We start from the raw sequence: 12,255 nt of genomic DNA on the forward strand, positions 1-12,255 counted from the left end.
TCATTGCTATCCGCTTTTTAGTGATCCAGCAAAGGTTAAATAAATTGCGTACCTTGGAATCAGAACTGGATGTGACTGCTGTTGAACAACAAATTCAGCAAATCCGCACAGCTTTGGGACGAATCAGGACTATAAAAAAATCCCTGACAGAAATTGGGAAGGGTGTGTCTGTAATTAAAGTTGAAGCAGATGCGCTGAGTGGAGATATTCAATCAGCGTTGAAATCAATTGAGCAAATCCTGAGTTTCGTTCCAACTGAAAGTACTGGCTAACAGTTTAGCTAGCATACTCCTGCAATATTTCTCACCCAATAACGCACCCAGGATTTTTTAATTCAGCAAATGATTTAAGTTATAGGGTATTAACACAGGTAGTTTAAGTGAATAGGACTTACGCACTGTACAAACGAATCATCTTGTGTGTTAATCTTACGTTGCTTAGACACCACTTCTTGGCGGTGCTAGCGATCGCCCAGTACCAGAGATAAATGACGAACGGACAAAACGGACAAAACGGACAAAAGAAAAAATTAGAAACTCAGCTTTGGAATATTGCCGATTCGCTACGGGGCAAGATGAACGCCGATGAGTTTCGGGATTATTGCTTAGGGTTTATTTTCTATAAGTACCTATCCGAGCGTCAGCATCTTTACGCTAATGATATTTTGGCTGAGGATAAGATTGATTTTCTAGAGCTTGATGAGTCCTCGGATGAGGGGCAGGAATATTTAGAGGCAATTAAAGAGGAATCTATCGCCGAGTTGGGTTATTTTTTGAAGCCATCGGAGTTATTTAGTTCTCTAGCTAAACGGGCATTAGGCAATCAGGCGGATAAGGATGAGATTAGTGATGAGGAGTTAGAAAAGAGTTCAATTTTTATTTTGGGGGATTTGACGGATGTTTTAAACAACATTGAACGCTCCACAATGGGCAAGGAAAGTGAGGAAGATTTTGATCATTTGTTTGAGGATCTGGATCTGAATTCGACGAAGTTGGGGCGGACTCCGAAAGCGAAAAATGCTTTAATTGCCAAGATTTTAGTGCATCTGGATAAGATTGATTTTCGGTTGGGAGACACCGAGAGCGATGTTCTGGGGGATGCCTATGAGTATTTGATTGGGCAGTTTGCCAGTGGTGCGGGGAAAAAGGCAGGGGAGTTTTACACGCCGCAGCAGGTTTCTAAGGTATTGGCGAAGATTGTGACGACGGGAAAGGAGCGGCTGAAGTCGGTTTATGACCCAACTTGTGGTTCGGGTTCGTTGTTGCTGCGGGTGGCGCGAGAGGTGGAGTCAGTCGGGGATTTCTATGGGCAAGAGATGAACCGCACGACTTACAACTTGGCGCGGATGAACATGATTTTGCATGGGGTGCATTATCGCAATTTTGATCTGCGCCAAGAGGATACGTTAGAGAACCCCCAGCATGAGGGTATGCGGTTTGAGGCGGTGGTGGCGAATCCGCCGTTTTCGGCACAGTGGAGTGCCAATAAGCTGTTTGAGTCGGACGATCGCTTTAGTCAGTATGGGAAGTTAGCCCCGGCTTCTAAGGCTGATTTTGCATTTGTGCAGCACATGCTGCATCACCTAGATGAGAATGGCATTATGGCGGTGGTGTTGCCCCACGGGGTTTTGTTTCGAGGAGGTGCGGAGGGGCATATTCGCCAGTATCTAATCAAGGAGCGAAATTGGTTGGATGCGGTGATTGGGTTGCCTGCGAATATTTTTTATGGAACGAGTATCCCAACTTGCATTCTGGTGTTGAAAAAGTGCCGGGAATCTCCTGAAGATGTTTTGTTTATTGATGCCAGTGCCTATTTTGAGAAGGCGAAGAATCAGAACTATTTGCGAGATGAGGATGTTGAAAAAATTATTTCCACTTATCGCCAAAGGATAGAGGAGGAGAAGTATAGCTATCGCGCCCCATTAGCGGAGATTGCCGAGAATAATTTTAATTTAAATATTCCTCGTTATGTGGATACGTTTGAGGAGGAGGAGGAGATTGATCTGGCGGCTGTAGCAGCAAAGTTGAGGCAGTGCGATCAAGATATGGCGGGGATTGATCAGACGATTAAGGCTTTTTGTGATGAGTTGGGGATTGATGCGCCGCTATGAGTAAGAAGTTAAAGAAAAAAGTCCCTGAGCTAAGATTCCCTGTGTTTGACGGCAATTGGGACACAGATAGAATTGATAATTTTTTAGTTCACCATGTAGATCCTGTTGATGTAGACCTTGAAACAAACTATAAACAGATTGGAATACGATCACATGGAAAAGGGATCTTTCATAAAGAAGCTGTAACTGGCAGAGAATTAGGAAATAAAAGAGTTTATTGGGTTCATCCAAACGCATTTGTTGTCAATATTGTTTTTGCTTGGGAGCAAGCTGTCGCTCTGACAAGTAGTGATGAAGATGGGTTTATTGCTTCTCATCGTTTTTTGATGTTTTTACCTAAACAAAATAGGGCTAGTCTTGAATTTGTAATACTTTTCTTTTTAAGGGAACGTGGAAAATACTTACTTGAATTAGCATCTCCAGGAGGAGCAGGGAGAAATAAGACACTAGGACAGCAGAATTTTGCTGAGTTAGAAATTACTCTTCCAAAGATCGCCGAACAAGAAAAGATTGCTAGTTTTTTGGGGGCTGTCGATCGCCGTCTAACCCAACTCCGCCGCAAGCAGGAACTATTGCAGACCTACAAACGCGGCGTAATGCAGAAAATCTTTTCTCAAAAGATTCGGTTTAAGGGGGCGATCGGATCTGAGTTTCCTGATTGGGAAGAAAAAAGACTTGATGAACTGGGCGAATTCAAAAATGGTTTTAACGCAGATAAATCATCATTTGGAGATGGAGTAGAATTTGTAAACTTAATGGATATATTTGGGAAAAGCGAAATCAAAAAAATACCTCTTGAACGAGTGCAGATCAGCTCAAACCAAGTAGAACAATACAAAATCAAAAAAGGAGATGTTTTATTTGTTCGTTCATCAGTAAAAAGAGAGGGAGTCGGTCAGGCGTGTCTTGTAAATGACGATTTTGAGGATACTGTTTATAGCGGTTTTATTATTAGATTTAGAGAGAAATCCTCCGAGTTATGTCATTTATATAAAAAATATTGTTTTTCATCATTAGAATTTAGAAAAGAATTGCTTTCTTTGGCTACCTCTAGCGCAAATACAAATATCAACCAAGAATCATTGTCAGCAATCATACTATTTTACCCTTGCAAAAAAGAACAAGAAAAAATTACTGGTTTTTTAACAGCAATCGATCGCAAAATCGAAATCCTCTCCTGCCAAATTGACCAAACCGAACAATTCAAGAAAGGCTTACTACAAAAAATGTTTGTGTAATGAGGTTTTATGGAGAGTTTAGAAACGTTAGTGAAAAGACATCTCAAAGAATTCCCCGACTTTCAATACTATGGTGCATTTGCCGAATTTATTAGCGCAATTGAAAACTATCACCAAGATTTACATACAGGTGTGAGCTTAGATTGCTGTAATTCACTTCTACAGAGCATTTGTAAAACTATCATTACGCAAATTGATCCAAGTATAGAAGGAAAAAGTTTAAATAAAGGTGCGAAAAGTGAAACTAATAATCTTATCTGTGAGGCAGCCAAGTTACTTCAAAAAAATGATGATGTATACGAGAGGGATTTTATTAGTAAACTCTCACAGATAGGAAAACATATTAATGAATTAAGAAATGCGAGAGGTGATTTATCTCACGGAAAACATATACCTAAAGAACTGCTTAACGATCAAGATTTATCGCGACTACTGAGAGAAATAACAGAAAGCCTATCCCGTTATCTCATATCTTCGTTTTTCAGTTTTGCCTTAGAAAAGCAGTCAAAAGAAGATTTTGAAATAGAAGAAAACAGAATTAGATATGAAGATAATCCAGAATTCAATGATTTGCTAGACGAAAAGTATCCCTTGGACGGCAAACTACTTTACAGCCAAGCATTATATAAACTGTACTATGAAGATTATGAGATCCGGCTACAAACCTTCCTTGATGAACAAGCATTGTTAGACGAAGAGTAGGGGATTACGGATAAATCTATTTGTTTAAAATAAAGTGCAACAGAGATTTTTCTATATGAAAGTGTGCGAGTCATCCAATCCAGGAGTTTCCCCAACATGATCGCAGCCAAAGACAAACCCACAAACTTAACCCCAGAAGAATACTTTGCCTGGGAAGCAACCCAACTGGAAAAACACGAATACATCAACGGCGAAGTTTACGCTATGAGCGGCGGTAGTGTCAATCACGGTCGTATCGCCATCCGCTTCACCGCCATGTTCGACAGCCACTTAGAAAATACAAGTTGCATCACTGGAAATTCTGATGTCAAAGTCAATATCTTTGGCAGTGATAACTATACCTACCCAGATGCCAGCGTTACCTGCGACGATCGCGATAAAACCACAACCCAATATGTTACTTACCCCTGCCTCATTGTCGAAGTCCTCTCCACCAGCACCGAAGCCTACGACAGAGGCGGCAAATTCCGAATGTACCGCCAAAACCCAGCTTTAATCGATTACTTACTAGTCAGTTCCACCAGCATCGAAATCGACCTGTATCACAAAAACGAGGCAGGCGACTGGTTGATTATTAACTACAAAGCAGGCGATACAATCGAACTCAAAAGCATTAACCTCAATTTCCCTATTGAACAAGTCTATCGCGGTTTAACCCTCACCCCAGAAACCCCAACAGACATCATTAGGGAATAGTTAGTAGGTAATACTTTTATCCCATTCCACACTCCCCTATGCCCCAAACCGAAGCCGAACTTGAACAAAAACTGATTGAACGTCTAACAACAGGATTGGGCTACGAACCTGTCACCCTTCGCAATGCCGAAGACCTCAAAGCCAACCTTAAAACCCAACTGGAAAAACATAACCACATCAAACTCTGCGACACAGAGTTTAAAAGCATCCTCAACCACCTCGACAAAGGTAACGTCTTTGACCGCGCCAAACGCCTCCGCGACAAAATGGAACTCAGCCGCGACGATGGCACTACCTTTTACCTAGAATTCCTCAACACCGAACACTGGTGTCAAAATCAATATCAAGTCACCAACCAGATTACCCAGCAAGGCAATTACAAAAACCGCTACGACGTAACCTTGCTGATTAACGGCTTACCCCTCGTGCAAATTGAACTGAAACGCCGAGGACTGGAACTTAAAGAAGCTTTCAACCAAATCAACCGCTACCAACGCCATTCCTACGGCGCAGACAATGGACTGTTTCAATACGTCCAAATTTTCGTCATCTCCAACGGTGTCAATACCCGCTACTACGCCAACAACCGCAAACAAGAATTTAAACAAACGTTCTACTGGGCAGACCAAGAAAACAACCTCATAACCCAACTGGAAGACTTCGCGGATAGCTTTCTGGAGAAATGCCACGTCTCCAAAATGATTTGTAAGTACATTGTCCTGCACGAATCCGACAAAGTGCTGATGGTGCTGCGCCCCTATCAATATTACGCAGTAGAAGCCATCATTAAGCGAGTCAAGGATACCGATAAAAACGGCTATATCTGGCACACCACCGGATCAGGCAAAACCCTCACCAGCTTCAAAGCTGCCCAAATTCTCACCCAAATACCCAAAGTGCATAAAGTGCTGTTTGTCGTCGATCGCGCTGACCTTGACTACCAAACCAGTAAAGAATTTAATTATTTCAGTCCTAATTGCGTAGACACCACCGACAACACTCGACAACTGGTAGAACAAATGGCTGGGGATAACCCCCTCATTGTCACCACTATCCAGAAACTCAACCGAGCGATCAAATCTCAAAAGCATGAAGCGGCAATGGAGCATTTGAAAGATAAGCGCATTGTGTTTATCTTTGATGAATGCCACCGCTCCCAATTTGGCGAAACCCATAAAAATATCGTCAAATTCTTTACCCAAGCCCAAATGTTCGGCTTTACCGGGACTCCCATCTTTGCCGATAACGCTGCTAGCAACGAACACGGTAAACGCACTACCAAAGACCTATTCCAGGAATGTCTGCATAAATATGTGATCACCAATGCGATCGCCGATGAAAACGTTCTTAAATTTTCCGTCGAGTATTGGGGCAAAATCAAACGCAAAGACGGCACGCTGATCACAGAGCCAAAATTAGACCGAGAATTCTTTGAAAATCCCGACCGAATTTCTCTAATTGTCGATTGGATTATTGCCAACCATAACCGTAAAACCCACGGTAGAAAATTCTCGGCGATGCTCTGCGCTAGCAGCGTAGACACCCTAATTACCTATTACGACACGTTCAAAAACAAACAAAAACAGGGATTACATGACCTACGAGCGATCACGATTTTTACCCCTGGCTATAACGAAGAAGACCAAGACGCAAACGGCTTAATTGGAGAACCTGATTTTAATATCAGCGCAGATACAAGCAACCGTAGCCATAGCCGCGACAAACTGAATCAATTTATCGCGGACTATAACCAGATGTACAAAACCCAACATTCCGCCAAAGATAGTCAGGCTTTCTATGCCTACTATAAAGACATCGCCAAGCGGATGAAAGACCGCGATCGAGAAAACTTTCAGGATCAGGAACGTGCCGATATTCTGTTAGTCGTCAATATGTTTCTCACGGGTTTTGATGTCAAAAAGCTCAATACGCTTTACGTTGACAAAAATCTGAAGTATCACGGATTAATTCAAGCATACTCCCGCACTAATCGCATTTTGGGCGAACTTAAATCCCAAGGGAATATCGTCTCTTTCCGTAACCTCAAAGAGAATACCGATCAAGCCGTTGCCCTCTTCTCCGACACCAACGCAAGTGAAGAAATTTTCATTGAACCCTACGAATACTACATTGAAAAATTTAATGACGGGGTGCAAGAACTGAGAGCGATCGCCACTATCCCTAACGATGTCAATAAGCTTATTAGTGAAGACGACCAAGTTAAGTTTGTTAAAGCCTTTCGTAATCTTATCCGTTTACAGAATGTAAGTAAATCATTCACTGAATTTAGTTTTTCCGACTTAAATCTGGATGAACAAACCTTTGAAGATTATAAAAGCAAATATCTGGACATCTATGATAGAACGCGATCCAAACCCGATGACGAGAAAGAATCTTTGGTTGAGGAAGTCGATTTTGAACTGGAACTGATCCAGCGAGACGAAATCAATGTCGCCTATATTCTCAAGCTGCTGGCTAACCTCCAGCGAGACATCAAGGATGATGCTACCCAGGAAGATTACCAAAATCAGAAAGCGTCTATCCTTGAGCTAATCGGGAAAGAAGTCCAACTACGCAGCAAGCGGGATCTGCTTGAGAAATTTATCGAAGAGCGGCTACCCACCCTCGAACCCGAAGAAAAAGTCGAAACCGTTTTTCAAGACTTCTGGACTCAAGAACGTATTGAAGCAATTCAGCAACTCTGCCTAGAGGAGAACCTCAAGATCGAAGCCGTTAATCAAATGATTGCTGACTATAAATTTTCTGGGAAAGAACCATTAAGGGAAACTGTGCTGAGTGCTTGTAATGAAAAACCCAAGTTATTAGATCGTAAAAAAATCTTTGCGCGAGTCGTATCAAAATTACTCGACATTATCAGCAAATTTGATGACGCTCTTGGTGAGCTTGGGGAGGAAGAATAAAACAGTTCTCAAAGCAGGCGATCGCACTATTTATACTACTCTGAAAATAAGGCAGAAGGCAGGAGACAGAGAGCAGAAGGAGCAAAGATTCTTGTAATTTTCGGGTTAAGTCGATTGAAATAGGAAGTGATTCCTGGCTTGATATTGTTAGGCGTTGCTCAACAGTGATCGCCAATACAGTAACTGCCAACCCAATATAGTAATTGCGCTCGCAGAAATAACAGGATTATAGGACTCGTATTTGATTTTTGAAAAAATTCAGTAGAGGCGGGTTAAAAAGTATTTTCCATTCTTCACGAGCATCTGAGTGATACCATTGCACTAAAATAATGAAATAGATCCAAATCTACAAACCTGGATAATAAGTACCTGTGCAGAATTAATTACATACCATAAGGTTATTGAGAAGCTTCCGAAGCAATCGCAAAGGTTTGGCGATTGCTTCATTGCGAATTGGTATGAACCCACCCCTACCAGTATTCTCACTTTTTCTGTTTTTCTCGAAGACTGTCCCCTTGTTTCAGGACTGGGATACACTGGTTAATCATCCACATCAAAACCTCAATTGGTGAGTCTCCTTGCTGAAAGCGATTTTCGGCATTTATGCCAATTAGCACTATTTGCACAATTAGCAAGAAAGCGTAGGCGTAGCCCGTCGTAGACATCGCTTTTTGACTTACACTTGTACCGGGTTTTTTAGCTGACATCTAAATTCACCTTGTTTTTGGGTTTACAAGGTCAATTATTTTTTTGGGTATTTTCCCAGACATATCCCCCACGCAACGTCTATAATGCTTGTATCGTCAGCTTTTGCAGCTTGGGGAAGCTTGTTTGTTTGGGTAATTAAAAATTATTTCAGACTGATGTCAAGAAATATTCGTGAAAATGAATCAGCCTTAGAGAATGTACTCAGTCTGCTAGAAGCATTGCTGCAACTTTCAGAAGAGCAAGACTGTGAATCAAAACTTCCACTTTGCGTTGTCTGGAATGCTGATAAGCTGCGAATTACCGGATATAAAAGCGAACAGACAACAGGAAACAGAAGCAAAACAACTGAAGTTGGTACAAAGAAAGAATATTTACTCAATCAGATTAAAAATGCTGGGAAAAGTTTAAAGCTTCCCCGAAAAAAAGCAGAATCTAACCTTTCTCAGAAAGAAAGAGAATTACAAGAGCTTCAAAATGCACTTGACTTGTTCAAAGAATTGGGAGTGCGAGAAGACCAAAAAACTGCAAAAAATCAAGGTTATTGGAAATTTACCCTGACTCTAAAACATCAGACAGCGACGATAAAAGAGAATCTGGAGGTGGTTAAGCAGAAGTGGAAGGAATACCAAAAGGCGAATTTAAAAGAAACATTCCAGGAACAAAAAACAGATAATAGCTTGGATTGGCAAGAAATCTGCCGCGCTATGCTCCAAAAGCACAAGCGTCTCACCACAAATGAGTTGCTGTTTGCTGATGAAGACATGAAATTTGAGCTAGAGGAAATTCATGTCCCTTTAGCATTGGTGGAACGTAAAAAACCGAACAAGTACGGCGAGGATATTTCTCCAGAACAAGGTTCGCGGCTTTACGAACCGAGTTATGAAGAGAAGCAACGGTTTGAACATCAGGCTTTTTTAGAGAAAATTATCCGTGATGGTGTTTGTAAAACTCAAAGACACCGCATCGCTTTAATTGGGGAACCGGGTGCGGGAAAAACTACTCAGTTGCAAACTATAGCTTTTTGGATATTAAACAACAATCTCGGTTTACCAATTTGGATTTCTTTGGCAGACTTGCAAAGAAAGAGTGTAGAAAATTATCTGCTGCAAGATTGGCTGAAGAATGCTTTAGAAGTGGTGCGTTTAAAAGAAGAACAGGAAAATGCTTTTGCAGATTTATTCAAGAATAATCGTGTGTGGTTGTTGTTGGATGCAGCAGATGAAATGTCTTCACCCCAAGCATTAACAGAGATTTCGCAGCAGTTGACGGGATGGGTGAAAAATGCGCGGGTTGTGCTGACTTGTCGGGTCAATGTTTGGGAAGCAAACGCGGGTGCTTTAGAAAATTTTGAGACGTATCGGTTACTCAACTTTGAATATCCGCAACAAGTGCAAGAGTTTATTGGGCGTTGGTTTCACAACAGGGATGCAAACAAAGGGGAAAGATTATGGCAGGAATTAGATAAACCTGAACGTCAGCGCATCCAAGATTTAGTTAAAAATCCTTTGCGGTTAGCGCTGTTGTGTAGCACTTGGCAAGGTTCAGATAAAGGTTTACCAGAAACTAAAGCCGGACTTTATCAGCAGTTTGTAGAAGAGGTTTACAAGTGGAAAGAAAACCGCTTCCCTACCACCGAAGAGCAGCAAGAAGAATTAAACGCAGCGTTGGGACGTTTGGCAAAACGGGCAATCGATCAAGAAACGTCATGGTTTCGGCTACGACATAAGTTTGTGCGTGAGCAATTAGGTGATGCAAAACAGCAAAATTCTTTATTTTGGTTAGCGTTAAAGTTGGGATGGCTAAATGAAGTTGGACTGGCTGCGGAATCAGCAACGAAAGAGAAAGTTTACGCTTTCTACCATCCCACATTTGAGGAATATTTTGCAGCGTTAGCGATCAATGATTGGCACGAGTTTCTGAATCATGTTCCCGACAACCCCGCGCTAGGCGTTTATCGCATTTTTGTACCGCAGTGGAAAGAGGTGATTTTGCTGTGGTTAGGACGTGAAGATGTAGGAAGGAAGGAGAAAGAAGATTTTATTCAGGTGTTGATGAAATTTGATGATGGGTGCGGAGAATGGAGAGATATTGATGTCACAAGGGGATTTTACGAGTTTCGCGCTTATTTTCTTGCTGCTGCGGGGGTTGATGAGTGGAAAAATTCTGTTAACGCAGATGCTATTGTGGCGGAAATCGTTAAATGGGGCTTTGGCGAATTTAAGGTTGAACAAAACAAGTGGGTGGGATTTTTCACAACAATCTCAGAGGGAGCAAGGACAGCACTACCTCAGAGAAATCGCATAAAAGCGATCGCTGCTTTGGTGGAATTAATCGGCAATCCACAACTGGATGATTCTACCCGAAGGCTAGCGGCATCTAGCTTAGGACAAATTGGTTTTGGAAACCAAAAAGCGATTGATGCTTTGGTAGAGTTAATCGGTAATCCACAACTGAATTATGATACCCGATGGGAAACGACATCTAGCTTAGGGGAAATTGGCTCTGGCAACCAAAAAGCGATCGCTGCTTTGGTGAAGTTAATCAACAAACCAAAACTGGATAATTTTACACGATGGCAAGCGGCATATAGTTTAGGGAAAATTGACCCAGGCAACCAAAAAGCGATTGATGCTTTGGTGGAGTTAATTGGCAAACCACAACTGGATGATTTTATTGGATGGCGGGCAATCTATAGCTTAGGGGAAATTGGCTCTGGCAACCAAAAAGCGATCGCTGCTTTGGTGAAGTTAATCGGTAAACCACAATTGGAAGATTTTATCCAATGGGAAGCGGCATATAGTTTAGAGAAAATTGGCTCTGGCAACCAAAAAGCGATTGATGCTTTGGTGGAATTAATCGACAAACCACAACTGGATGATGATACCCGAACACTAGCGGCATATAGTTTAGAGAAAATTGACTCTGGCAACCAAAAAGCCATTGATGCTTTGGTAGAGTTAATTGGCAAACCACAACCGGATGATGATACCCAAACGCTAGCGGCATATAGTTTAGGGGAAATTGGCTCTGGCAACCAAAAAGCGATTGATGCTTTGGTAGAGTTAATTGGCAATCCACAACTGGATGATTTTATTCGATGGCGAGTGGCATCTAGTTTAGGGGAAATTGACTCTAGCAACCAAAAAGCGATTGATGCTTTGGTGGAGTTAATCAACAAATCACAACTGAATCATTCTACTCGATGGCAAGCAGCACAAAGCTTAGGGAAAATTGGCTCTGTCAACCAAAAAACCATTGATGCTTTGGTGGAGTTAATCGACAAACCACAACTGAATTATTTTATCCGAATGCAAGCAGCAGAAAGCTTAGGGAAAATTGACTCTGGCAACCAAAAAGCCATTGATGCTTTGGTGGAGTTAATCGGCAAACCACAACTGGATGATTATACCCGAAGGCAAGCAGCATCAAGCTTAAAGGAAATTGGCTCTGGCGACCAAAAGGCGATTGATGCTTTGGTGGAGTTAATCGGCAAACCACAACTAGATGATGATACCCGAAGGCAAGCGTCAGAAAGCTTAGGAAAAATTGGCTCTGGCAACCAAAAAGCGATCGCTGCTTTGGTAAAGTTAATCGGCAAACCACAATTGAATGATTTTATCCGAATGCAAGCGGCATCAAGCTTAGAAAAAATTCTGTCAGAGGAACAGATGCCGAGTGTTGTCAACGTGTTGAAGGATTACTTATCACCTGAAACTTACAAAAATAACTTTAAGCGATTTGATGATTGCTACAAAGTTATCTGGAAGTGCGCCCAAAGTATGCCCTACCCCGCTTTTTATCAAGCTTGGCATCAATAAGAGAAAGTGGCGTTGCATAATAGAGGGATGAATTGAGGTCATCTACTGTGCAATGTCCATAC

Annotated in this window: 8 protein-coding genes; 7 read left to right on the plus strand and 1 reads right to left on the minus strand. The window is 41.8% G+C overall.

Going from position 1 to position 12,255, the window contains the following annotated elements:
• From RMY64_RS36160 to RMY64_RS36185, 6 genes are all read left to right on the plus strand, one after another.
• The coding region (locus RMY64_RS36160) for a hypothetical protein (protein WP_322702621.1) at nt 1–272 on the plus strand (272 nt) is incomplete at its 5' end.
• Between the two features lie 215 nt (nt 273–487).
• Nucleotides 488–2,110 (plus strand): type I restriction-modification system subunit M, encoded by a 1,623-nt coding sequence (locus RMY64_RS36165; RefSeq protein ID WP_322702622.1) that lies wholly within the window; start codon nt 488–490, stop codon nt 2,108–2,110.
• Complete coding sequence (locus tag RMY64_RS36170; protein ID WP_322702623.1) at nt 2,107–3,348, plus strand: restriction endonuclease subunit S; 1,242 nt, start codon at nt 2,107–2,109, stop codon at nt 3,346–3,348. Before RMY64_RS36165 ends, RMY64_RS36170 begins: the two co-directional genes overlap by 4 nt.
• Before the next feature lie 9 nt (nt 3,349–3,357).
• Complete coding sequence (locus RMY64_RS36175) at nt 3,358–4,050, plus strand: abortive infection family protein (RefSeq protein WP_322702624.1); 693 nt, start codon at nt 3,358–3,360, stop codon at nt 4,048–4,050.
• Nucleotides 4,051–4,146: 96 nt separating this feature from the next.
• Complete coding sequence (locus RMY64_RS36180) at nt 4,147–4,746, plus strand: Uma2 family endonuclease (RefSeq protein WP_322702625.1); 600 nt, start codon at nt 4,147–4,149, stop codon at nt 4,744–4,746.
• A gap of 38 nt (nt 4,747–4,784) precedes the next feature.
• A complete protein-coding gene (locus tag RMY64_RS36185; RefSeq protein WP_322702626.1) occupies nt 4,785–7,667 on the plus strand; it encodes a type I restriction endonuclease subunit R in 2,883 nt (960 codons plus the stop codon).
• Between the two features lie 482 nt (nt 7,668–8,149).
• Here RMY64_RS36185 and RMY64_RS36190 read toward each other — a convergent pair whose 3' ends face one another.
• The gene (locus tag RMY64_RS36190; RefSeq protein WP_322702627.1) at nt 8,150–8,374 is read right to left on the minus strand and encodes a hypothetical protein; all 225 of its coding nucleotides are present in this window, start codon (nt 8,372–8,374) and stop codon (nt 8,150–8,152) included.
• 84 nt (nt 8,375–8,458) lie between these two features.
• On the opposite strand from RMY64_RS36190, the gene RMY64_RS36195 reads away from it, so the two are divergent.
• The gene (locus RMY64_RS36195) at nt 8,459–12,193 is read left to right on the plus strand and encodes a HEAT repeat domain-containing protein (RefSeq protein ID WP_322702628.1); all 3,735 of its coding nucleotides are present in this window, start codon (nt 8,459–8,461) and stop codon (nt 12,191–12,193) included.
• The last annotated feature ends 62 nt before the right edge of the window (nt 12,194–12,255 follow it).

The organism is Nostoc sp. DedQUE08 (assembly GCF_034530895.1).
Taxonomy (GTDB): domain Bacteria; phylum Cyanobacteriota; class Cyanobacteriia; order Cyanobacteriales; family Nostocaceae; genus Nostoc.